This window comes from Microbacterium resistens (genome assembly GCF_021172025.1).
Taxonomy (GTDB): Bacteria; Actinomycetota; Actinomycetes; order Actinomycetales; family Microbacteriaceae; genus Microbacterium; species Microbacterium resistens.
On the sequence record NZ_CP082781.1, the window covers coordinates 1140441 to 1162695 of the forward strand.

Here is a 22255-nt window from a genome sequence, read left to right on the forward strand (position 1 = left end):
GCAACCATGCGGGCCACTTTGGTATAGAAGTAGTCATAAGTCAATCGTCCGATCGCGATCACTCAGGGAGCAGCGATGACTCACGCCTCCGCGACCGGGTCCGGCGTCGTCCTCGGACTCATCCGGTCGGGCGCCGCCACGACCCGCCGCGACCTCCTCGACGCCCTGGGCTGGTCTCGCGTGACGCTGGAGCGCCGGCTGGAGGAGCTGCTGTCCGCCGGGCTCATCGTGCACGCCGGCTCCCGCGCGAGCGGGGGCGGGCGACCGCGGGAGGAGTTCGCGGTCGACAAGGACCGGGGGCTGGTCCTCGCCATCGACATCGGCAGCTCGCACACCCGGGTCGCGATCACCGATCTGCACGGCGCCGTTCTCGTCGAGGACGAGGCCGACATCGGCCTCTTCGACGGCCCCGAGGAGATCTTCAGCTGGTCGCGACAGGTGTTCGAGTTCCTGCTGCGCGGCCTCGGCCGACCCGTGTCGGACGTGCTCGGGGTGGGGATCGGCGTGCCGGGGCCGGTCGATCCGACGACCGGGCGGCTGGGCAGCCCGCAGCTGGATCCGCGCTGGGACGACGTCCGCGTGGTGGACTACCTCACCGAGCTCAGCGACGACGTGATCGTCGCCGTCGACCGGGACGTGAACATCCTCGCGCTCGGCGAGGCGCGGTTCGGATGGCCCGAGTACCGGGACCTCGTGGTCGTGAAGTCCGGAATCGGCCTCGGCTGCGCCTTCGTCCTCGACGGCGGCATCGTCCGCGGCAGCCGCGGAGGCGCCGGCCAGCTCAGCGCCCCTCTGCGCGCCCGCCTGAGCGATCCGCTGCGGCGTCTGGAGACCGTCGCGAGCGGCGGCACGATCCGGGACGACCTGTCCGCCTCCGGCATCCGGGTGCGCACGAGCGCCGAGATCGTCGCCCTGGCGGCGGACGGCGACGCCGAGGTGCAGCGGCTCATCCGCGAGGCGGGCGAGACCATCGGATACGCCCTCGCCGACGTGGTGGGCCTGCTGAACCCGTCTGCCGTGGTCATCGGTGGGAACCTCGCCGAGGCCGGCGACCTCTACGTCGGGGCGATCCGTCGCTCCCTGTTCGGCTCGGCTCACGCCTATTCCCGACAGGGACTGGTCGTCGAGCGCGCACGGCTGGCCGAGAAGGCCGGCGTCCGCGGCGGCTCCGCCCTCGCCCTCGACGCCCTGTTCGCCCCGGATCGGATCAGCGAGCTCACCCGGAGCTGAACGCCGCCGAGGCGCGGGCGTGTCGGGCCAGAGATCTGGCGCTTTCGTATAGAACTATGCAAAAGTAATCCGAGGCGGAGCGCATCGTCCCCGCCGGCGTTCAGCAAGGAGGCAGGATGACGCTCGCCGACCATCTTCCCGAGTCAGCGATCCGCACGGGTGCGCACGCGAGCGACTGGCGGTCGGCCGTGACCCTCGCTGGGGACGTGCTCGTCTCCCGCGGGATCACGACGGACGCCTACACCGCCGAGATGCTGTCCGCGATCGACGAGCACGGACCGTACATCGTGATCGCCCCCGGCTTCGCGCTGGCCCACTCGCGTCCTTCCGCCGCTGTCCTGGGCACGGGCTTCAGCTGGGTCGGGCTCGCCGAGCCGGTGGAGTTCGGCAGCGAGGCGAACGATCCCGTGCGCCTCGTCGTGGGACTGGCCGCGGTGGACCACGACGCGCACCTGGAAGCCATGGCCGCGCTCGCGGGTGTCCTCGCGGACGACGACGTGCTCAGCGCGGCGCTGTCCGCGACGACCCCCGCCGAGGTGCGTGCCATCCTCGCCGGCACGGCCCCGGACAACGGCCGCACCCCGACCCGAGAGGAAGACACGAAATGAAGATCGTTGCTGTGTGCGGAATGGGCATCGGAACCTCCGTGCTGCTGAAGATGAACGCCGAGAAGGCGCTTCGTGCGCTGGACGTCGACGCCGAGGTGGAGGCCGCCGACATCGGCAGCGCCCGCGGCGCCGCGCGGATGGCGAACCTCGTGCTCACCTCGGCCGAGCTGGCCGAGGAGATCGGCGACGTCCCCACCGAGGTCATCGTCATCTCCAACTTCACCGACGTCGCGGAGATCACGGACAAGCTGTCCGCGTTCCTGGCCAAGTAGTCCCCCCTCAGATCGATTGGAGCCCCAATGGAGTGGCTGGTCGTTGTCCTGAACTTCATCGGACAGCAGATACTCAACGTCCCCGCATACCTGATCGGCATCATCACCGCGATCGGGCTCATCGCCCTTCGGCGCAACACCGGTCAGGTCATCGGCGGTGCGCTCAAGGCGACGCTCGGCTTCCTGATCCTCGGCGCCGGCGCCGGGGTGGTAGTCGCCTCCCTGGCGCCCCTCGGCGAGCTCATCCTCGAGGTGACCGGAGCCCAGGGGGTGATCCCCACCAACGAGGTCATCACGGCGATCGCCTCGGAGAAGTACGGCGCGACCAGCGCGTACGTGCTCGTCCTCGGCTTCGTCGTGATGCTCCTGCTCGCGCGGTTCACGCCCCTCAAGTACATCTTCCTGACCGGCCACCACATGGTGTTCATGGCCCTGATGATCTCGGTCGTCCTCACCGTCGGGTTCGGTGAGGAGCTGAGCTGGCTCGTCGTCATCGTCGGCGCCGTCCTGCTCGGGGTGATCATGGTCGTCATGCCCGCCTTCGCCCAGCCGTGGATGAAGAAGATCACCGGTGACGACACGATCGCGATGGGGCACTTCGGCAGCGCCGGGTACATCGCCGCGGGCGCCGTCGGCCAGGCCGTCGGGCGGCGCAGCCGCTCCACGGAGGAGATCCGGTTCCCCAAGGGACTGAGCTTCCTGCGCGACTCGATGGTGGCCACCGCGCTGTCCATGGTGCTCATCTATCTCGTGTTCGTCGTCTGGGGGCTGATCGCCGCCCCCGAGAAGACGCTGGAGCTGCTCGGCAGCACCGACGGCGGCGCCGCCGTGATGGCCGGGTTCGGACAGGCCCTGCAGTTCGGCGTCGGCGTCGCCGTCATCCTCTACGGTGTGCGCACCGTGCTGGGCGAGCTGGTCCCCGCCTTCCAGGGCGTCGCGGAGAAGGTCGTGCCGGGCGCGAAGCCCGCCCTCGACGTCCCGATCGTGTTCCCGTTCGGCGCCAATGCGGTCCTCATCGGATTCATCAGCTCGTTCGTCGGAGGCCTGTTCACCCTCGTGCTCCTCGCCGTGTGGCTGAACCCGATGTTCGGTCTCGCGCTGATCCTCCCGGGCATGGTCCCGCACTTCTTCACCGGTGGGGGCGCCGGCGTCTTCGGCAACGCCGCCGGCGGGCGCATCGGCGCCGTCGCGGGGGGCTTCGTGAACGGCATCATCATCACGATCCTGCCCGCGGTCCTCCTGCTGGTCATGGGCGAGTTCGGCTTCGCGAACAGCACGTTCGGAGACGCCGACTTCGGCTGGTTCGGCACCGTCATCGGCGTGAGCGTCATGGGCCCGACGCTCCTCGGCGTCATCCTGTGCGTCGCCATCGCCGCCGTCCTGGTCGCGGCCGCGTCGGTGTGGCAGCGCAAGGTCGTCGACGGCGGCTGGGTGCCCGGCGCGAAGCGCGACGCCTACCTCGCCGAGCAGTCCGCGCAGGCATCCGCCACGAAATGACCGCGACCGGCGGGGCGCGCCCTGAGCGCGTCCCGCCGACAGGAAGGAACGGCCCCATGACACAGCACACCCGCACGATCACGATCCTCGCCGAGGAGGGCCTGCACGCCCGGCCTGCGAAGCAGTTCGCGCAGACCGCCAAGGACGCCGGGATCACCGTCACGGTCGCGACGGAGGGGGGAAAGCCGGTGAACGCCGCCAGCATCCTGGCGCTTCTCTCCCTCGGTGCCGGAAAGGGCGACACCGTCACGCTCACGGCGGAGGGAACCGATGCGGAGGCGGTCCTGGACCGCCTCCAGCGGGTCCTCACCGAGGGTCACGACGGCGGCGGCGAATGACGCGGCTCTCGGGGAGCGGGATCGGGCTCGGCGTCGCGGTCGGGCCCGTCGCCCGGATGGCGGAACCGGAACCCGACCCCGTCGACGAGGACAGCGCCCTGGGAGCCGATGCGGAGCGCGCGCGGGCCCGCGAGGCCATCGCCGCCACGGTCGGCGACCTCACCGCCCGGGCCGCCGCGGCAGAGGGCACGGCCGCGGAGGTCCTCGAGGCTCAGGCGATGATGGCCGAGGACCCGACCCTCTCCGAGGCGATCGACGCACGGATCGACGCCGGAGCCACCGCAGAGTGGGCGGTCCACGCGGCCATCGCCGAGTTCCGGGAACAGCTCGCCGGCATCGGCGGGTATCTCGGGGAGCGCGCCGCCGACCTCACGGACGTCTCCCGCCGCGTGATCGCATCCCTGCGCGGCCGCCCCGCGCCGGGTCTGCCCGTGCGCGACGAGCCGTACGTGCTCGTCGCGCGCGATCTCGCGCCGGCGGACACGGCGGGACTCGACCGTGCCACCGTGCTCGCCCTGGTGACCGCGGACGGCGGCCCCACGTCGCACACCGCGATCCTCGCGCGCGAGATGGGGATCCCCGCCGTCGTCGCCGTCGGGGACGTCAGCTCCTGCGTGGACGGGGAGACCGTGATCGTGGATGCGGCCCAGGGCGCCGTCGTGGTCGCACCCGGCCCGAAGGAGCGTGAGGAGGCCGAGCGGCGTGCGGACGAGCGGAGGACGCGTGCCGGTGCGACCGGGCCCGGCGTCCTCGCCGACGGCCACCCGGTCCCGCTGCTGGCCAACCTCGGGTCCCCGGCCGAGGCGCCGGAGGCCGCGCGGCTCGGCGCCGAAGGCGTCGGGCTTTTCCGCACAGAGTTCCTCTTCCTCGGTGCTCGGCACGCGCCGACGCGCGATCACCAGGTCGCCGCCTACCGCGAGCTCTTTCGGGCCTTCGCCGGCAAGAAGGTCGTCGTCCGGGTCCTCGACGCCGGGGCGGACAAGCCCCTGCCCTTCCTCACCGACGGCGGCGAGGAGAATCCTGCGCTCGGGAGACGCGGTCTTCGCGCCCTGCGTGCCCACGAGGAGATCCTGCGCACGCAGCTGGAAGCGCTCGCGGTGGCGTCCGCGGACAGCGAGGTCGAGCTCTGGGTCATGGCGCCCATGGTCTCCACCGCCGAGGAGGCCGCCTACTTCGCCGCACTCGCCCATGAGCACGGGATCCGCGCCGCCGGCGTGATGATCGAGGTCCCGTCCAGCGCGCTCATCGCCGATCGGATCCTGCGCCATGCCGACTTCGCGTCCATCGGGACGAACGACCTGACGCAGTACACCCTCGCCGCCGACCGCCAGCTCGGCACGGTCGCGTCCCTTCAGGACCCCTGGCACCCCGCCGTCCTCCGCCTCGTCCGCGAGGTGGGCGTCGCCGGACGCGCGGCCGGTCGCGCCGTGGGCGTCTGCGGCGAGGCCGCCGCCGATCCTCTGCTCGCGGTCGTGCTCGTCGGGCTCGGCGCGGACACCCTGTCGATGGCTCCCTCAGCGATCGGCGACGTCCGCCTCGCGCTGTCGCGCGTGACCCGGACGGAGGCGGAGCGAGCAGCCGTCGCCGCCCTCGCCGCAGAGGACGCCGCAGCGGCGAAGGCCGCGGCGCAGGCCGTTGTGGCGGCGTCCGGGTGACGGGCGCCGCCCACTGATGCGTCGACTCAGGACGACGCGGCTGCGCCGGTCGAGCGCACCGGGGTGAGCCCGGTCGCCACGGGGCCGCGCGCGAGCACGTGTCCCCGGCGGAACGCCAGGCGCGTCCAGCGGCCGGACCGCGTCACCCGCACCTGCTCGGCCCCGGAGATGAATCCGAAGGCGTGCGCCGCGAAGGCCACACCGCGGGGGAGGTTCAGGAGGTCCTCATCCGGCTCGCCCCAGACCCGCGCGCGAAGCGCGCGGACCGCCTCCTCGCCGGCGCCCGGAGGCGTGCCGTGGGCGACCGCCGAGATCCCCCATTGCGCACGCTGCGCGATCAGGTCGGCGCCCAGCTCGCCGACCTGATCCCACCCGCCCCGCGGCGGGGAGACCCCGGCCCATGCGGGGGCCAGACCGGTCTCCGGCAACGCCAGAGCGCGCGGATCGTCGGTCGCGCCGAGTTCGGACACCACGATGTCGCACTGGAGCTCCGGATCGGCGCGCAGCACCCGCAGGGCGAGGATCGTCGGGGTGGAGTCGAAGAACCCCTGCGGCGCCAGCGCCGCGGCCGTCATCACAAGCACCCCTTCGGAGGCCTGCAATCGCACGCCCTCGTCGGCGGCGCGCACGGCGCGGGAGGCGAAGGTCACGGCGTCGCGCGCCGTATCGGCGTCGGCGAGGATCAGAGGGGTCGACACCCGTCCTAAACTACCAAGCGACACCGCCTCCGGATTCGCTCCGCTCCCCCGCGACGAAGGGTCTCGATGAACGCCGACAACGCCCGCCGATCGGTCCGGCAACTCCTCGACGTGCTGGATCTCGACGGGTCGGACGCACGCACGACCGAGGACATCTTCACCGGCGCGTCGCACGCGATGCCCACCGGCCGTGTCTACGGCGGGCAGGTGCTCGCGCAGTCGCTCATCGCCGCCGAACGCACCCTGCCCGACGACCGCGTGGTGCACTCGATGCACGGCTATTTCCTGCGGCCGGGCGATGCGTCCCAGGGGATCACGTTCGCGGTGGACCGGATCCACGACGGCCGGTCCTTCTCGACCCGTCGCTCGCAGGCCTATCAGAACGGTGTGCCCATCTTCTCGATGATCGCGTCGTTCCAGGACGAGGACCCGGGGATCGAGCACGCCGTCCCGATGCCGGAGGGAGTGCCCGCTCCCGAGGACCTGCCCGCGGACGACGCCGTCGAGGGGATCGACCATCACCCGGTCACGCGTCGCCTTCTGGCCGAGCGCCCGGCGGATGTGCGTCATGTGGAGGGCCCGCTCTACGCCTCCGTCGAGGGAGCCCGTCAGCCCCGGCAGGCCGTGTGGATGCGGATGCGCGCCCCGTTCCCGGACGACCCCGCGCTGCACCGCGCCGCGCTCGCGTACCTCAGCGACATGACCATCCAGGAGTCGATCCTCCGTGCGCACGCCGTCACCTGGCAGACCCCGGGCTTGAAGGTCGCCAGCCTCGATCACGCCATGTGGTGGCATCGTCCCGGGCGCGTGGACGAGTGGCTGCTCTACGTCCAGGAGTCGCCGAACGCCCGCGGCGGCCGAGGACTCGCCCAGGGGCGGATCTACACCCGCGAGGGCGTGCTCGTCGCCACCGTCGCCCAGGAGATCATGGTGCGCGTCCCCGGCCTGTGACCGGGCGGCTGAGCGACCGCCCTGTCCCCGGAAGGGCCGGCACCGCAGGCGTCAGCGGTGGGCGTACGCGATCGAGGGGCCGAGGTACGGCTCCCAGGCCGACCGCATCTCCGGGGTGATCCGCGTCGGTCGTCCCGAGGCGGCGTTGACGAGGACGATCACGGCCGTGGAGCGGGCGTAGAGCACCCGCTCCGCGGCAGACGGGTCGTTGAACACCTCGTAGCAGACCTCGATGCTCGATCCGCCGAGCTTGCCGAACCACATCTGCACCTCGAGCGGGTGCCGCTGATAGGGCACCGGCGCGAGGTACTCGATCTCCTGCCGGGCGACGAGCGTGAGCACGCCGGCGTCGATGCCCGAGTCCAGCACGGCCGTCGCCGGTGCGTGCTCGCCGCCGCCCGGACGCCAGAACGCCCGCACCCGCGCCTCCTCGAGGAGCTTGAGCATCGAGGTGTTGTTGACGTGGTTGAACGCGTCCAGGTCCCCCCACCGCAGGTGGATCGGGACGTGCAGGCGCCGGAGCTCGGCCGGGGACTCGGGCATCGCCGGCTCAGTCGCGCGTGAGCTTGCGGTGCGTGGAGCGGTGCGGCTTCGCCGCGTCCGGCCCGAGACGCTCGATCTTGTTCTGCTCGTAGGCCTCGAAGTTGCCCTCGAACCAGTACCACTGGTCGGGCTTCTCGTCGGTGCCCTCGTAGGCCAGGATGTGCGTGGCGATGCGGTCCAGGAACCAGCGGTCGTGCGTGATCACCACGGCGCAGCCAGGGAACTCCAGCAGGGCGTTCTCCAGCGAGGAGAGGGTCTCGACGTCGAGGTCGTTGGTGGGCTCGTCGAGGAGCAGGAGGTTGCCGCCCTCCTTGAGCGTGAGGGCGAGGTTCAGCCGGTTGCGCTCACCGCCGGAGAGCACTCCCGCCTTCTTCTGCTGGTCCGGGCCCTTGAACCCGAACTTGGAGACGTAGGCGCGCGACGGGATCTCCGTCTTGCCGACGGTGATGAAGTCGAGGCCGTCCGACACGACCTCCCAGAGGGTCTTGTCCGGGTCGATGCTCGCGCGGGACTGATCGACGTAGCTGATCTTGACGGTCTCGCCGATCTTCAGGTCGCCGCCGTCGAGCGGCTCCAGGCCGACGATCGTCTTGAACAGCGTCGTCTTGCCGACGCCGTTCGGTCCGATCACGCCGACGATCCCGTTCGGCGGCAGGCTGAAGCTCAGCCCGTCGATGAGGGAGCGCCCGTCGAAGCCCTTCTTCAGGTTCTTCGCCTCGATCACCACGTTGCCCAGGCGCGGACCCGCGGGGATCTGGATCTCCTCGAAGTCGAGCTTCCGCGTCCGCTCCGCCTCCGCCGCCATCTCCTCGTAGCGCGCCAGACGCGCCTTCGACTTCGTCTGGCGCCCCTTGGCGCTGGAGCGGACCCACTCGAGCTCGTCCTTCAAGCGCTTCGCGAGCTTGGCGTCCTTCTTGCCCTGGATGTCGAGGCGCTCGGCCTTCTTCTCCAGGTACGTCGAGTAGTTGCCCTCGTAGCCGATCAGGCGGCCGCGGTCGACCTCGGCGATCCACTCCGCGACGTGGTCGAGGAAGTACCGGTCGTGGGTGATCGCGATGACGGCGCCCTTGTAGGCCTGCAAGTGCTGCTCGAGCCACAGCACGCTCTCCGCGTCGAGGTGGTTCGTGGGCTCGTCCAGCAGCAGGAGGTCGGGCTTCTGCAGCAGGAGCTTCGCCAGCGCCACACGGCGCTTCTCCCCACCGGACAGCGGACCGATCGCGGCGTCGCCCGGCGGGGTCCGCAGCGCGTCCATGGCCTGCTCCAGCTGGGAGTCGAGGTCCCAGCCGTCGGCGGCGTCGATCTCCTCCTGGAGCGTCCCCATCTCCGCCAGCAGCGCGTCGAAGTCCGCGTCGGGGTCCGCCATCAGGGCGGAGATCTCGTTGAAGCGGTCCACCTTCGCCTTGATCGCGATCCCGTCCTGGATGTTCTCCAGAACCGTCTTGGACTCGTCGAGCTCGGGCTCCTGCATGAGGATGCCGACCGAGAAGCCGGGGGTGAGCTTCGCCTCGCCGTTCGAGGGCGTGTCCAGGCCCGCCATGATCTTGAGGATCGTCGACTTGCCGGCGCCGTTCGGGCCCACCATGCCGATCTTCGCGCCGGGCAGGAACGCCATGGTCACGTCGTCCAGGATCAGCTTGTCGCCCACCGCCTTGCGGGCGCGGACCATGGAATAGATGTACTCGGCCACGAAGAAGCACTCCCTCTGTCGGCATGTTTCCGCCGACTCGGATGTCGGCGTCTCCCCCGGCGCCACGCGCGGGGATGAACGACTCTCCAGCCTACCGGCGGATCGCCCCGTGTCGAACGCCGCCCGGGGCGGGCGCGTTTCGTCTCGGTGCTGCGCCCCTCGCTCAACGACCGGGGGGTCGCAGTTCGGTCGTTGAGCGAGCGCAGCGAGACGAAACGTGGTGACCCGGGCTGGGCGCGTTCGTCTCGGTGCGGCGCTCCTCGCTCAACGACCGGGGGCGGGCCGGACGGGGCGGGGTCGCCCGGGCGTCACCAGTCGATCGGCATGGTGTCGCCGACGAGGCAGCGCCCCTCGGCGAGCTGGGGCATGACGGCGGTGACCGGCTGGTCCCCGGTGGACGGCCCGACCTGCCCCATCAGGCACTGATCCGTTCCCCAGCGGACGGAGAACAGGATGCTCTCCGCCGGGTACTCGACGGTCGAGATGTCCTTCGTCACCTGCATGTCGGCGCGGTTGAATCCCGCGGCCGTGAGGGCGTCCACGTACGCCCGGCTGGAGACGCGCTGCTCCGACGCCCAGACCTGCGCCACGATCGACTGGAAGAAGGGGAGATTGTCCTCGGCGGACCCTTCCGGCACCAGCGCGGGCCCCGCCGGGGCCGGTTCCGCGGTCGCGCTCGGCTCCGCCGTCGGCGTCGTGCGGGTGTCCTCCGCCGGCTGCCCCGTGCACCCGGCGAGCAGCAGGAGCGCTGCGGTCGCCGCGACGACGGAAGTGACGAGCCGACGGGGCTCGCGCGAGAGCGTGGACGAGACGGAGCGCAGCACGGTCCGAGTCTATGCGGGCCACCTGCGAAGCCCCTGCGCGCGAGTGCCGCCGCCCCGCGGCGACGCCCGGCTAGAACGGGATCTGACCCGCACCGACCCCGACCGCGGCCCAGTCGTCCGCCGCCCCGGACTCCGCGCCTCGCTGCGGGGAGTCGTCGGCGGGCTCGTGCCGCGGCGTCGCCTCACGGGGCGGTTCGACCGCCCGGATGTTCTTCGTGTAGACGCTCGTCCCGAAACGGAGGTCGGATCCGAGCAGGTCCGCCTCCAGGTCCGCGCTCGTGCCGCGCTGGCCGTCCTTGCTCTCCCAGTCCCGGATCCGCAGTCGTCCGTGGACGACGACGCTCGTCCCCTTGCGGAGGGACTGCGCCGCGTTCTCGGCCAGGCGTCGATAGGCGGACACGGCGTACCAATTGGTGGACAGGTCCACCCACTCCCCCGTCCGGGCATCGCGCTTGCGGAGGTTGCTCGCCAGCCGGAACTTCAGCACGCTGACGCCGGTGGGCGTTCGTTCCAGCCGCGGTTCCGTCGCGATCGTGCCCGCCACGGTGATGGTGTCCGTCATGTGTCGCTCCTCTGGTCGTGCCGGCGGGACCGCCGGGTGCTGTCCAGAGTGGCCGCCCCGTCCACGGCGCGGGGCGCCGATCCGGGAACCGTGCATAACGGGCCGGATCCGCCCGCCGGGGAGGAGGAGACTCAGTCCCGCAGGTACTCCGCGAACCGGGCGCGCACCTTGTTGACCTTGGGCACCGCCACGGCCAGGCAGTACCCCTGGCCCGGGTTCTTCGCGAAGAAGTCCTGGTGATACTCCTCGGCCGGGTAGAACGTGCCGAGCGGCTCGATGGTGGTCACCGGCTGACCGTCCCAGAGGTCGGCGGCGCGATCGCGTGCGGCCTCGAACAGCGCCCGCTGCCGATCGTCCGCGGGGAACATCGCACTGCGGTACTGGGTCCCGATGTCGTTGCCCTGACGATTGAGCTGGCGGGGGTCGTGCATCGTGAAGAAGGCGTCGAGGATGACCTCCGACGGGATGACGTCGGGGTCGAACGTGACCGCCACGGCCTCGGCGTGACCGGTGGTCCCGGTGCACACGAGCTCGTAACCGGGATCCGCCACGGTTCCCCCGGTGTATCCGGACACCACCGACTCCACGCCCCGGAGCGGACGGTACGCCGCGTCCAGGCACCAGAAGCAGCCGCCGGCGAGCACGAAGGTCTCCATCAGTTCCTCTCCCCGCGAGGCCCTCCGGCCCGCGGCGTCCTCCACGCTACGCCCTTCCCCGCCGCCTCCGGGTCGTCCTTCCTGTGAGGAGTCAATGGACCACCAGGAGGAGCGCCGCGACCCCGATGAACAGCGCCCCGAAGACCGTGTTGAGCCGGCGCCGTCCGCGCGCCGTCCGGGTCCAGCGTCGGAACGGACCCGCCGCGGCGGCGAAGAAGAACCACATGACGGCGACGTCCACCACGACGACGGTGCCGATCAGCACGAGATACTGCCCCCAGGGTTCCCGATCGAGCCGGATGAACTGCGGGACGAACGCGAGGAAGAACACGATGGCCTTCGGATTCAGCAGATTCACCCAGAACCCTCGGCGGAGCATCGACCACGCGCTCTCCCGCGGACGGGCGATCTCGGCGGCGTCGTCGACGTCGTCCGACTTCGCGACGATGAGTCGGACGCCCAGGAACACCAAGTAGGCGGCACCGAGGTAGCGGATCGCCTCGAAGACCACGGGCGAGCGGGAGACGAGCAGCCCCACCCCCGCGGCCACGATCGCCACGTGCACGACGAGGGCGAGCTGCTGCCCGGCGATCCCCCACAATGACCGCCGCCACCCCTCGTTCAGGGCGTTGGTCATCGTGTTGATGGCCCCCGCGCCCGGCGTGAAGCTGATCACCACGCACGCGAACAGCAGGGAGAGCCAGATCGTCCACGTCACGACGTCAGTGTAGAGATGCGGCGCGGCGCGCCCCGACGCGGCGCGCATCCGCGAATGTCGGTGGTCGTCCTTATGTTCGAAGACGAAAGGAGTGATCATGACCCCTCACACCCCGCGCGGCCGTAGCGCGACCGCGACCTCGCCCGCCGTTCCCGCCGTCCGTTGGGCGACACCCGCCCTGTCCCGTACACGAGAGACCCTCCAGCCCGCCGGCGAACGCCTGTGGCGGGTCCTGGACGAGCGGGGCACGATCCGCGGGCACCTTCGCGTCGCACCGGATCCGCTCGGCGTCCGCTACCGCGCCGAGCGTCTGCACCTCGCCACCGGGGCCTTCCGCCTCGTCGGAGAGTTCTGGTCGCCGGACGACGCCGTCGCCGCCCTCCGGTTCTAGACCGTGCCCAGCTGTGGACAGCGCCTGAAAGAAGCCTAGGCGATCCACCGTCAGCGCAACTTCGAGCGTGTGCTGGCCCATCTCCGCAACCACCCGTGCGTGGACTGTGGAGAGACGGATCCCGTCGTCTTGGACTTCGATCACCTCCCCGAGTTCGAGAAGCGTTTCGAGATCGCACGCGCCGTCGGCGCGTCGACGAGGTCGTGGCGCAGCATCGCGGAAGAGATAGAGAAATGCGACGTCGTCTGCGCGAACTGCCACCGGCGCCGCACGGCACGCCGCGGCGGGCACAGGAAGTTCCAGGCGGGGATCTCCGGGACCGTCGATCGCGTCGGGTTCACGGTGCCGGCACAGGAGCCGGTGCCTCATGGCGGAGGCGCGAAAGGGCGCCGCGGATGCCCCTGCGAACCGTGTCGCCGACGACGACGGGAGTATGCGCGATCCTGGCGCTCCTCTCGTCGCGTCGCCGAGCGCGGCGCGGAAACGTGACAGCCGGTAACCTGGGTCTCGACCCCCAGTAGCTCAGCGGAAGAGCATCGACCTTCTAAGTCGCCGGTCGCACGTTCGAATCGTGCCTGGGGGACGACCCGACGGCGTGTCCGACCACGTCATTAGGATGGAGGCATGGTTTCAGCCTCCGAGAACGACCGGCTCGTCTGGATCGACTGCGAGATGACGGGCCTCGATCTCGAGGTGGACGAACTGGTCGAGATCGCCGTGGTCATCACGGACTTCGAGCTTCGTCCCGTCGACCCCGGCTTCCAGGTCGTCATCGCGCCGAGCACCGCCGCCCTCGAGAACATGGGCGAGTTCGTGACGGAGATGCACCGCACCTCGGGCCTGCTGGACGAGATCCCCTCCGGGATCCCGCTCGCGCAGGCGCAGGAGCGCACGCTCGAGTACATCCGCCGGTTCGTCCCGCTGGAGCGCAAGGCCCCTCTTGCCGGGAACACGATCGGGACCGACCGGATGTTCCTCGCCAAGTACATGCCCGAGGTCGACCAGTACCTGCACTACCGGAACGTCGACGTCTCCAGCATCAAGGAGCTGGCCCGGCGGTGGTATCCGCGGGTGTTCTTCCAGGCCCCCGCGAAGGACGGCGGACACCGCGCCCTGGCCGACATCCTGGAGTCGATCCGGGAGCTCCAGTACTACCGTCGCGCCGTGTTCGTGACCGAGCCGGGGCCCTCCAGCGACGAGGCCAAGTCGCTCTCCCAGGACGTCGTGTCAGAGTTCGCCCCGAACGTGTAATAGACTTTCCTGGTTGCCTGCTCCGGCAGGCACATGGTGGGTATAGCTCAGTCGGTAGAGCACCTGGTTGTGGTCCAGGGGGTCGCGGGTTCAAGTCCCGTTACTCACCCCAATGTGGCGAGGTTCACTCCTGAACCTCGCCACTTCTCTTTCGGCGGGCGGACGTCCCGAGCGGAGCCGGCCGGATCCGCTCGCGCGGCGACGCTGACGTCCCGCTCGCTCGGTAGCATCGAAGGCATGCCCTCCTTCGTCCGCGACGCGACCGATGCCGACCTCGCCCGGCTGTCGGAGATCGAGCGAGCGGCGGACGCCGCCTTCACCGCGGTGTTCGGCGACGTCGACTGGGGCGAGCCGCCCTCCGGTGCGGAGCGGATCACGGAGCCGGGCTTCGTCCTCGTCGTCGCCGAGGCCGAGGAGGGCGATCCGGTGGGGTTCGTCCACGTCCTCGAGCACGACGGCGAGGGGCACCTGGAGCAGCTCTCGGTGCTGCCCGACCACGCGCGCCGAGGTCACGGGCGCGCCCTGGTTGAAGCCGCGTTGGCGGAGGCCGAGGAGCGCGAGTACACGGCCGTGACGCTCAGGACGTACGCCGACGTGCCCTGGAACGCGCCGTTCTACGCGTCCCTCGGCTTCGCGCAGCGGCCCGCGCCGGACGACGAGTTCCACCGCGCGCTGGCGGCGGCGGAGGATCGCTGGGGGCTCGCCGACCATGGTCCACGGGTGCACATGGCGATCGACCTGCACCGCCCCGCCCTGGAGATGGATGCGGAGGCCTTCGAGGCCCTGGTCGTGGACGAGCTGGACCGCCTTCCCGATGACATGGTGGACGGTCTCGACAACGTGGTCTTCGTCGTCGAGGACCGCTCGGAGGACGGCTCCACCGACCTGCTCGGCCTCTACGACGGGCTCGCCGTCACCGAGCGCGGCAACTACGGGATGGGAGAGCTCCCGGACCGCATCATCGTCTACCGCGAAGCACATCTCGCGCAGTGCGCGACCGAGGAGGAGCTGCGCGACGAGGTGCACACCACGCTCGTCCACGAGATCGCCCACTACTACGGCATCGACGATGCGCAACTGCACGAACTGGGGTGGGCATGAGCACTCCCCTCGCCACCCCCGACCTCGATGAGGAGACCGACCTCCAGGCGGTCGCGGCACGTCCGTGGCAGCTCGTCGTGTGGGACGACCCGGTCAACCTCATGAGCTACGTGGTGCGGGTGTTCCGCACGTACTTCGGCTACCCGTCCGACGTGGCCACCCGACTCATGCTCGCCGTCCACAACGAAGGCCATGCCGTCGTGGCGACCGGACCCCGCGAGACCATGGAGGTCCACGCCCAGGCCATGCACGACTACGGCCTCTGGGCCACCGTCCGCGAATCCGCGGACTGACCACGCACATCAGCGCTCCCGCAAGGACACCCGTGAACGATCGCATCATCCTCGTCCCGCTCGCCCGTCTCGAGGGCCGCCACCTCGCCGACCTGGTCGAGCAGTTCCTGGAGATCCTCGCCGACACCGACCTCGAGCAAGACCCGGGGCTCGACCGGCTCACCCCCGCGGTCTACCCCGACGACCCCGAGGCCTCCGCCGAGTTCGCGCGCGCGACCTCCGACGACCTCCTCGACCGCCGCGCGGCCGACGCGCGCATCGTCCGCGCCGGGCTCGAGCGGTTCACCGCGGACGACGGCGCCCCGGACGACATGGACCCGCTGGACGTCGTGATCGCCGATGCGGAGCTGGACGCCTGGCTGCGCACGCTGACGGCGCTGCGGCTGGTGATCGCGTCCCGACTCGGCATCGAGACGGATGCGCCGCACGATCCCGAGGATCCGCGCTTCGGCGTCTACGACTGGCTCGGCTACCGCTTGGAAGGACTCATCGAGGCCGCCGACGCGCGTGACGACGCCTGATCCGCCACGTCACGGAACCTCGATCAGCACCGTCGCACGCTCCTGTGGGCGATGAGCACGGATGTGCTCCTCCTCCTGCCGCGCCCACCGCTCCCAGTGCGGACGGAATGCGTCCCCGTCACGGGTCAGCGCGCGGCGTCTCCGGCTCGGCTCGGGCGACTGCACCCACACGCGGACGTCCGCGATGCGCGCGGAATCGGCGGTGACCGCGCCACACCCCTCGAGGATGACGCCGCGGGCCGGATCCACCGCATGGCTCTCGGCGTAGGCGCCCGTCTCCCAGTCGTATCGCTCCCAGGTCCCGATCAGTCCCCGCCCGTGCGGACGCAGGATCTGCTCGACCGCGCGCGAGGACCCTTCCTCCAAACCGTCCCACCCCGGATAGATCGAGTCCAGGGCGATCAGCTGCGCGTCGGCGCTCAAGGGCCACTGCGCCGCCAGGAGCCGCGCGATGCTGGACTTCCCCGCCCCGCTGCGGCCGTCGATCAGGACGACCGGGTTCGACGCCGCGACCGCTCGCACGGTCGCGCGCAGACGCGCGACCCCCTCGTGAATGGCGCGGGCGACCGGGTCGTCACTTCTTGAGAGCACGGATGATGCGGGTCACCGCGCGCCCGGCGACCCACACGAAGGGCACGGCGACGGCGAGGAACGAGATGATGTTGGGCTCGAACCGGAGCCCCTCCTCCCGCCGGACGTAGACGCCGAGGGGGATCGCCAGCCCTCCGCCTCCGCCACCGCTGCCTTCACCGTTGCTGCCCGACGCGTCGAAGTCTCCTCCGCCGAAGCCCGAGAACGTGAGCGCCACGGGCGTGAACGCGGCGCCGTCGACCTCCTGCGTCTCCCCGTAGGCGCTCTTCACCCCGAAGGACGCGGAATTCTTGCCAAGCTCGAGTGCGATGTGCGGCATGCGTCCACGCTAACCCACTCTCCCCCGCTACGGGAGGCCGCTCTCGCCCGTGTCCCGCGCCCCGCCTCGGCCGTGGGCTCAGTCCACGCCATGGGCCCGCGGATGCCCGGGCGCCCCTCGCCCCTCACCGGCGCCGACATGCCGTGCGCGGGTGATCATGGCCGACCCGAACCGTGCGCGCGCGTCGTCCAGCGCGCTCTCCACCCGGCGCCAGTCCGCGTCGTCGTCCCACAGCGTCATCCCGCCGCCGGCGGGGCCGAGCCGCTCCGCGCGCACCCCGATGAGCCGAACCGGATCGCGACGGTCGATCGCGTCGAACAGCGCCCGCGCCACCTCGCCGATGCGCTGCCCGACGGCCGACGGCTCGGGCAGCGTCTGGGACCTGCTGAGAGTGGTGAAGTCCGAGAACCGGACCTTGATCGCCACACCGCCCGCTTCCCAGCCCGCCCGTCGAAGCCTCGCGGCGACGCGGTCCGCCAGCCGCAGGAGCTCCGAGCGCAGCATCTCTGGATCCGTCACGTCGTGCTCGAAGGTCTCCTCGTGCCCGACGCTCTTCTCCACCCGCGTCGTCTCCACCGCCCGCGGGTCGCGCCCGAAGGACAGGTCACGAAGCCGCGCCGCCAGCGCCGGTCCGACCGTGCGCTCGAGGGCCGGCTCCGGCACCGTGCGGAGGTCGCCGATCAGCCGGATGCCCCGGGACTCCAGCGCCTCGGCCGCCTTGGGACCGACCCCCCACATGGCCCGCACCGGCTTCGGGGCGAGGAAGTCCAGCGTCTCCGCCTCCGGGACGATGAGCAGTCCGTCCGGCTTCGACAGGGTCGAGGCCATCTTCGCCACATGCTTGGTCGCCGCGGCTCCCACGCTGCACGTGATGCCGACCTCCTCGCGGACCCGGCTCCGGATCAGGCGGGCGACGTGCCCGGGGCTGCCCCACAGCCGACGGACGCCTCGGACGTCGAGGAACGCCTCATCGATCGACAGCGGCTCGACGAGCGGCGTCACGGATTCGAAGATGGCCATCACCGCCCGCGAGACCTCCTGGTAGCGCTGGAAGTCCGGTGGCACGATGCGCGCCGCCGGGCACAGCCGGATCGCCTGCGACACGGGCATCGCCGACCGCACGCCGTAGCGGCGTGCCTCGTACGACGCACTCGAGACGACGGAGCGCCCGTCCGGGGAGCCGATGATCAGCGGCACGCCGCGCAGGCTCGGGTCGTGCAGGACCTCCACCGCCGCATAGAAGGCGTCCATGTCGACGTGGAGGATGTCGGCGCCGGTGTCGTCCGCATCGTCGGGCGAGACGATGCGCCCCGATCCGTCACCGCGTCCCATACGCCCATTCTCGCGCAGGCCACCGACACGGCACGCCGCCGAGCGGCGCGATGCTTCCGGTCAGCGCTGCGCGGCGGCGGCGACCAGGGAGGCGAGGATCGACACCGTCATCGCGACCACCACCGCGTTGAAGGCGAACGCGATCACCGTGTGGACGCGCACTGCGCTGAGGCCGGCGCGCGTGCGCGGTGTTCCGCCCGAGATCGCGCCGACGGCGGAGATCATCACCGACATGGACACGAAGTCGATGAACCGCGGATCGTCGTCGAGATCGAAGGCGATGCGTTCTCCCCCGGCGTGCAGCCGGAAGTATCGCAGCGCGAAGGCGTAGACCATCGTCGCCCATGCCCCGGCGGCGGTGAGCAGCACGATGGCCGGCATCAGCAGTCCGTGGCCCGCGTCCGGAGTGGTCGACGCGGCGATCGCGACCACGATCGCCGCGGCCGCCGCGGAGACGGCCCAGTTCTCGGCTGCGCCGAACCCCAGCAGACGCGTCAGCAGCCCCGGCGGCCGATGGTGCTGCGCGCTCGCGATCCGCAGCGCGCGATCGGCGGCGGTGCGGACGAACAGCACGTGGGTCCAGACGAGATAGATCCCCGTGGAGACGAGGAACATCGCGCAGACCGCCAACAGCACCGAACCGGACGCCAGCCGGTCCTGCCGGACGACGGAGACGACGAACGGGACGACCACGATCGGTGCCGCGACGAGCGCCGCGATCCCTCCGCGGACGTCATCGCTGTACGCGATCGGGTACGCCCCGTTCCTCGTTCGGGCCATCGGTCGCGCCCTACTGGGCCGCACGCTCCAGGATGAGCTCCCGGACGCGCGCGGCGTCGGCCTGGCCCTTCATCGCCTTCATCACGGCCCCGATCACCGCGCCCGCAGCCTGCACCTTGCCGTCCCGGATCTTGGCCAGCACGTCCGGCTGCGCGGCGAGGGCCTCGTCGATCGCGGCGATCAGCGCGCCGTCATCCGACACCACGGCGAGCCCGCGGGCGTCGACGACCTCCTGCGGCGTGCCCTCCCCCGCGATGACGCCCTCGAGCACCTGGCGCGCGAGCTTGTCGGTGAGGGTGCCCTCGTCCACCAGCCGCTGCAGCGCGGCGACGTTCTCCGGGGACACGAGATCCGCCGCGTCACGCTCCTGCGCGTTGGCGATGCGGGAGATCTCCCCCGTCCACCACTTGCGGGCCGCCGCCGGCGTCGCACCCGCGGCGATGGTGGCCGCCACCTCATCGAGCAGGCCGCCGTTGCGGACGTCCTGGAACTCCAGGTCGGTGAAGCCCCACTCCGCCTTCAGCCGCCTCCTACGGGCGACCGGCTGCTCGGGCAGGGCCGCCCGCAGCTCTTCCACGAGCTCGCGGGAGGGGCGCACCGGCAGCAGATCCGGCTCCGGGAAGTACCGGTAGTCGTCCGCGTCGGACTTGGGACGCCCGGGCGACGTTGTCCCCGTGTCCTCGTGCCAGTGCCGCGTCTCCTGCGTGATGGTGCCGCCGCCCGCGAGGATCTGCGCCTGGCGCTGGATCTCGTACCGCACGGCGCGCTCGACCGAGCGCATCGAGTTCACGTTCTTCGTCTCGGTACGGGTGCCCAGCTTCTCCTGCCCGCGCGGGCGGAGCGAGACGTTGGCGTCGCAGCGCAGATTGCCGCGCTCCATCCGCGCCTCCGAGATGCCGAGCCCGCGGACGATGTCGCGGATCGCGGCGATGTACGCCTTCGCGATCTCCGGCGCACGGTGTTCGGCGCCGAAGATCGGCTTGGTGACGATCTCGACGAGCGGGACGCCGGCGCGGTTGTAGTCGACGAGCGAGTACTCCGCGCCCTGGATGCGGCCGGTGGACCCGCCCACGTGGGTGAGCTTGCCGGCATCCTCCTCCATGTGCGCACGTTCGATGGGAACGGTCACGAGGGTGCCGTCCTCCAGCTCCACCTCGACGGATCCGTCGAACGCGATCGGCTCGTCGTACTGCGAGATCTGGTAGTTCTTGCCGAGATCCGGGTAGAAGTAGTTCTTCCGGGCGAAGCGGCTGGACTCCGCGATGGAGCAGCCCAGCGCGAGCCCCAGGCTGATCGAGGAACGCACCGCGGTCGCGTTCACGACCGGCAGCGAGCCGGGAAGCCCGAGGTCGACCGGGGCGATCAGCGTGTTCGGCTCGGCGCCGTGGTAGGCCTCGTTCGCGGGGTTCGGCGCGTCCGAGAACATCTTCGTCGCGGTGTTCAGCTCGACGTGCACCTCGAAGCCCAGCACGGGCTCGAAGAGCTCCAGAGCCTTGTCGAAGTCCATCAGCGCGGCGGCGGCCATCAGCGCTTCCCTCCTTCGAGGACCGGGGCCCGATCGAGCAGCGGTCCTCCCCATGCGTCGACGAGCAGAGCCTCCAGCGCGGCGCCGACGCGGTACAGACGCGCGTCCTCACGGGCGGGGGCGAGGAACTGGATCCCGACGGGCAGACCGTCCTCGGGCGCGAGGCCCGACGGGATGGAGATCCCGGGGACGCCCGCGAGGTTCGCGGGGATCGTGGTCAGATCGTTCAGGTACATCTGCAGCGGGTCGCCGATCTTCTCGCCCAGCCGGAACGCGGTCGTCGGCGCCGACGGCGTGGCGATCACGTCGACCTGGGCGAAGGCGGCGGCGAAGTCCTGCTGGATGAGCGTGCGCACCTTCTGCGCGCTGCCGTAGTACGCGTCGTAGTAGCCCGCGGACAGCGCATAGGTGCCCAGGATGATCCGTCGCTTCACCTCGGGGCCGAACCCCGCCTCGCGGGTCGCCGACATCACGTCCTCGACCGTGGGCGTGCCCTCCGGCGTCACCCGCAACCCGAAGCGCACGGAGTCGAACTTCGCCAGGTTGCTCGACGCCTCGGCCGGGAGGATCAGGTAATAGGCCGCCACCCCGTACTCGAAGTGCGGGGCCGAGACCTCGACGATCTCGGCTCCGTGGGCTTCGAGAGTGGCGAGCGCCTCACGGAACGACGACGCGACGCCGTCCTGGAAGCCGGAGTCGGGCAGCTCGGCGACGACGCCGACCTTGAGCCCCTTCAGCACCTCGCCCGTGGCCCCCTCGCGGGCGGCGGCGGCGAACGACGGCCACGCGTCCGGGAGCGACGTGGAGTCCTTCGGGTCGTGCCCGCCGATCACGTCATGGAGCAGGCCGGCGTCCAGCACCGTGCGCGTCACGGGGCCCACCTGGTCCAGGCTCGAGGCCAGAGCGATCGCTCCGTACCGGCTGACGCCGCCATAGGTGGGCTTCACGCCGACCGTGCCGGTGACGTGGGCGGGCTGTCGGATCGAGCCGCCGGTGTCGGAGCCGAGGGCCAGCGGCGCCTCGAACGCGGCGACGGCCGCGGCCGAGCCGCCTCCGGATCCCCCGGGGATACGGTCCAGGTCCCACGGGTTGTGGGTGGGGCCGTAGGCGGAGTGCTCCGTGGACGAACCCATGGCGAACTCGTCCATGTTCGTCTTGCCGAGCGCCACGAGGCCCGCGGCGCGGGAGCGCGCGACGACGGTCGCGTCGAACGGCGACCGGTACCCCTCGAGGATCTTCGAGCCGCTGGTCGAGGGCTGATCCGTCGTGACCAGGACGTCCTTGATCGCCAGCGGGACGCCGGCGATCGGGCCGAGCTCCTCGCCGGCGGCGCGGCGGCGGTCGATCTCCGCGGCGGCGTCCGCAGCGCCCTCGTTGACGTGCAGGAACGCGTGCACGTCGCCGTCCACGGCCGCGATGCGGTCCAGATGCGCCCGGGTGGCCTCCACGCTGGAGACGTCGCCGGCGGCGATCCGCTCCCCCAACTCCGCCGCGGTCCAGCGGATGATCTCGCTGTCGGCTCGTTCCGTCACTGTTCTTCTCCCAGGATGGCGGTGACCCGGAATCGGTCGTCGTCGGAATCCGGCGCGTTCTGCAGCGTCTGCTCGATCGTGAGCGTCTGGCCGGGCACGTCATCGCGGAACACGTTGTGCAGGGCGATCGGGTGGCTGGTCGCCACGACCTCCGGGGTCGCGACCTCCGACACCTTCGCGATGTTGTCGACGATGGCGTCGAGCTGACCGGTCAACTCGGTCACCTCGTCGTCCGAGAGCTGGATGCGCGCGAGCACACCGAGGTGGCGCACGAGATCGGGGGTGATTTCAGACACGCCTCCAGTCTAGGAGAGGCCCACGACGCTTCTTCGCGACGCCGCGGCCGGCACCCGACCCGGACGCACGCCGCGCAATAGGCT

The 22255-nt window shown here is 71.0% G+C and carries 26 protein-coding genes and 2 tRNA genes; 14 read left to right on the top strand and 14 right to left on the bottom strand.

The annotated features are described in order from the left end of the window. Positions 1-75 precede the first annotated feature (75 nt). The 6 genes from K8F61_RS05565 to ptsP all read left to right on the top strand — a co-directional run bounded on the left by K8F61_RS05565 (position 76) and on the right by ptsP (position 5600). On the top strand, positions 76-1230 hold the full coding sequence (locus tag K8F61_RS05565) for an ROK family transcriptional regulator (protein ID WP_231820977.1): 1155 nt from the start codon (positions 76-78) through the stop codon (positions 1228-1230). A 116-nt stretch (positions 1231-1346) separates the two neighbouring features. Continuing rightward, positions 1347-1838, top strand: coding sequence for a PTS sugar transporter subunit IIA (locus tag K8F61_RS05570; RefSeq protein WP_067243259.1), 492 nt, complete (start codon positions 1347-1349; stop codon positions 1836-1838). Continuing rightward, complete coding sequence (locus tag K8F61_RS05575; protein ID WP_067243258.1) at positions 1835-2110, top strand: PTS sugar transporter subunit IIB; 276 nt, start codon at positions 1835-1837, stop codon at positions 2108-2110. Before K8F61_RS05570 ends, K8F61_RS05575 begins: the two co-directional genes overlap by 4 nt. Before the next feature lie 27 nt (positions 2111-2137). Continuing rightward, the gene (locus K8F61_RS05580; RefSeq protein ID WP_067243257.1) at positions 2138-3607 is read left to right on the top strand and encodes a PTS ascorbate transporter subunit IIC; all 1470 of its coding nucleotides are present in this window, start codon (positions 2138-2140) and stop codon (positions 3605-3607) included. A gap of 56 nt (positions 3608-3663) precedes the next feature. Beyond that, entirely contained in the window at positions 3664-3945 is a 282-nt protein-coding gene (locus K8F61_RS05585; protein ID WP_067243256.1) for an HPr family phosphocarrier protein, read from the top strand. Continuing rightward, positions 3942-5600 (top strand): phosphoenolpyruvate--protein phosphotransferase, encoded by a 1659-nt coding sequence (ptsP, locus tag K8F61_RS05590; RefSeq protein ID WP_231820978.1) that lies wholly within the window; start codon positions 3942-3944, stop codon positions 5598-5600. The genes K8F61_RS05585 and ptsP overlap by 4 nt, the downstream gene beginning before the upstream one ends. A gap of 26 nt (positions 5601-5626) precedes the next feature. Here ptsP and K8F61_RS05595 read toward each other — a convergent pair whose 3' ends face one another. Beyond that, positions 5627-6298: a DUF8185 domain-containing protein gene (locus tag K8F61_RS05595; RefSeq protein WP_231820979.1), complete on the bottom strand. Its 672-nt coding sequence runs from the start codon at positions 6296-6298 to the stop codon at positions 5627-5629. Between the two features lie 66 nt (positions 6299-6364). Between K8F61_RS05595 and K8F61_RS05600 the strand changes: the two genes are divergently transcribed. Beyond that, positions 6365-7249 carry an acyl-CoA thioesterase gene (locus K8F61_RS05600; protein ID WP_231820980.1) on the top strand — a complete coding sequence of 295 codons (885 nt, stop codon included), beginning with the start codon at positions 6365-6367 and terminating at the stop codon, positions 7247-7249. A 51-nt stretch (positions 7250-7300) separates the two neighbouring features. Here the strand turns inward: K8F61_RS05600 and K8F61_RS05605 are convergent, their stop codons facing one another. From K8F61_RS05605 to K8F61_RS05630, 6 genes are all read right to left on the bottom strand, one after another. Then, positions 7301-7792 carry an acyl-CoA thioesterase gene (locus K8F61_RS05605; RefSeq protein ID WP_067243252.1) on the bottom strand — a complete coding sequence of 164 codons (492 nt, stop codon included), beginning with the start codon at positions 7790-7792 and terminating at the stop codon, positions 7301-7303. Positions 7793-7799: 7 nt separating this feature from the next. Beyond that, positions 7800-9479, bottom strand: a complete 1680-nt coding sequence (ettA, locus tag K8F61_RS05610) for an energy-dependent translational throttle protein EttA (RefSeq protein ID WP_067243251.1) — start codon at positions 9477-9479, stop codon at positions 7800-7802. A 308-nt stretch (positions 9480-9787) separates the two neighbouring features. Beyond that, positions 9788-10303, bottom strand: a complete 516-nt coding sequence (locus K8F61_RS05615) for a DUF6993 domain-containing protein (protein WP_336246454.1) — start codon at positions 10301-10303, stop codon at positions 9788-9790. Positions 10304-10373: 70 nt separating this feature from the next. Beyond that, positions 10374-10865, bottom strand: coding sequence for a single-stranded DNA-binding protein (locus tag K8F61_RS05620; RefSeq protein ID WP_231820981.1), 492 nt, complete (start codon positions 10863-10865; stop codon positions 10374-10376). 131 nt (positions 10866-10996) lie between these two features. Further along, a complete protein-coding gene (gene msrA, locus K8F61_RS05625; protein ID WP_067243249.1) occupies positions 10997-11521 on the bottom strand; it encodes a peptide-methionine (S)-S-oxide reductase MsrA in 525 nt (174 codons plus the stop codon). A 91-nt stretch (positions 11522-11612) separates the two neighbouring features. Continuing rightward, complete coding sequence (locus K8F61_RS05630) at positions 11613-12239, bottom strand: LysE family translocator (RefSeq protein WP_231820982.1); 627 nt, start codon at positions 12237-12239, stop codon at positions 11613-11615. A 97-nt stretch (positions 12240-12336) separates the two neighbouring features. Between K8F61_RS05630 and K8F61_RS05635 the strand changes: the two genes are divergently transcribed. From K8F61_RS05635 to K8F61_RS05665, 7 genes are all read left to right on the top strand, one after another. Continuing rightward, entirely contained in the window at positions 12337-12630 is a 294-nt protein-coding gene (locus tag K8F61_RS05635; RefSeq protein WP_231820983.1) for a hypothetical protein, read from the top strand. A gap of 511 nt (positions 12631-13141) precedes the next feature. After that, positions 13142-13213, top strand: a tRNA-Arg gene (locus K8F61_RS05640). Positions 13214-13254: 41 nt separating this feature from the next. After that, a complete protein-coding gene (gene orn / locus K8F61_RS05645; RefSeq protein WP_231820984.1) occupies positions 13255-13881 on the top strand; it encodes an oligoribonuclease in 627 nt (208 codons plus the stop codon). Positions 13882-13917: 36 nt separating this feature from the next. Next, positions 13918-13993, top strand: a tRNA-His gene (locus K8F61_RS05650). Between the two features lie 125 nt (positions 13994-14118). Next, positions 14119-14982, top strand: a complete 864-nt coding sequence (locus tag K8F61_RS05655) for a GNAT family N-acetyltransferase (RefSeq protein WP_231820985.1) — start codon at positions 14119-14121, stop codon at positions 14980-14982. Further along, the gene (gene clpS / locus K8F61_RS05660) at positions 14979-15275 is read left to right on the top strand and encodes an ATP-dependent Clp protease adapter ClpS (protein WP_067243275.1); all 297 of its coding nucleotides are present in this window, start codon (positions 14979-14981) and stop codon (positions 15273-15275) included. Before K8F61_RS05655 ends, clpS begins: the two co-directional genes overlap by 4 nt. A gap of 32 nt (positions 15276-15307) precedes the next feature. Further along, on the top strand, positions 15308-15796 hold the full coding sequence (locus K8F61_RS05665; protein ID WP_231820986.1) for a DUF2017 family protein: 489 nt from the start codon (positions 15308-15310) through the stop codon (positions 15794-15796). A gap of 9 nt (positions 15797-15805) precedes the next feature. On the opposite strand, the gene K8F61_RS05670 is transcribed toward K8F61_RS05665, so the two are convergent. The 7 genes from K8F61_RS05670 to gatC all read right to left on the bottom strand — a co-directional run bounded on the left by K8F61_RS05670 (position 15806) and on the right by gatC (position 22171). Continuing rightward, complete coding sequence (locus K8F61_RS05670; protein WP_231820987.1) at positions 15806-16387, bottom strand: nucleoside/nucleotide kinase family protein; 582 nt, start codon at positions 16385-16387, stop codon at positions 15806-15808. Further along, positions 16371-16706, bottom strand: a complete 336-nt coding sequence (locus tag K8F61_RS05675; RefSeq protein WP_067243244.1) for a hypothetical protein — start codon at positions 16704-16706, stop codon at positions 16371-16373. The genes K8F61_RS05670 and K8F61_RS05675 overlap by 17 nt, the downstream gene beginning before the upstream one ends. A 78-nt stretch (positions 16707-16784) precedes the next feature. Continuing rightward, entirely contained in the window at positions 16785-18038 is a 1254-nt protein-coding gene (gene dinB / locus K8F61_RS05680; protein ID WP_231820988.1) for a DNA polymerase IV, read from the bottom strand. Between the two features lie 60 nt (positions 18039-18098). Beyond that, on the bottom strand, positions 18099-18818 hold the full coding sequence (locus K8F61_RS05685) for a DUF1345 domain-containing protein (RefSeq protein WP_231820989.1): 720 nt from the start codon (positions 18816-18818) through the stop codon (positions 18099-18101). 10 nt (positions 18819-18828) lie between these two features. Further along, a complete protein-coding gene (gene gatB, locus K8F61_RS05690) occupies positions 18829-20343 on the bottom strand; it encodes an Asp-tRNA(Asn)/Glu-tRNA(Gln) amidotransferase subunit GatB (protein WP_231820990.1) in 1515 nt (504 codons plus the stop codon). Then, the gene (gatA, locus tag K8F61_RS05695; RefSeq protein WP_231820991.1) at positions 20343-21875 is read right to left on the bottom strand and encodes an Asp-tRNA(Asn)/Glu-tRNA(Gln) amidotransferase subunit GatA; all 1533 of its coding nucleotides are present in this window, start codon (positions 21873-21875) and stop codon (positions 20343-20345) included. The genes gatB and gatA overlap by 1 nt, the downstream gene beginning before the upstream one ends. Then, positions 21872-22171: an Asp-tRNA(Asn)/Glu-tRNA(Gln) amidotransferase subunit GatC gene (gatC, locus tag K8F61_RS05700; protein WP_067243239.1), complete on the bottom strand. Its 300-nt coding sequence runs from the start codon at positions 22169-22171 to the stop codon at positions 21872-21874. Before gatC ends, gatA begins: the two co-directional genes overlap by 4 nt. Positions 22172-22255: the final 84 nt, after the last annotated feature.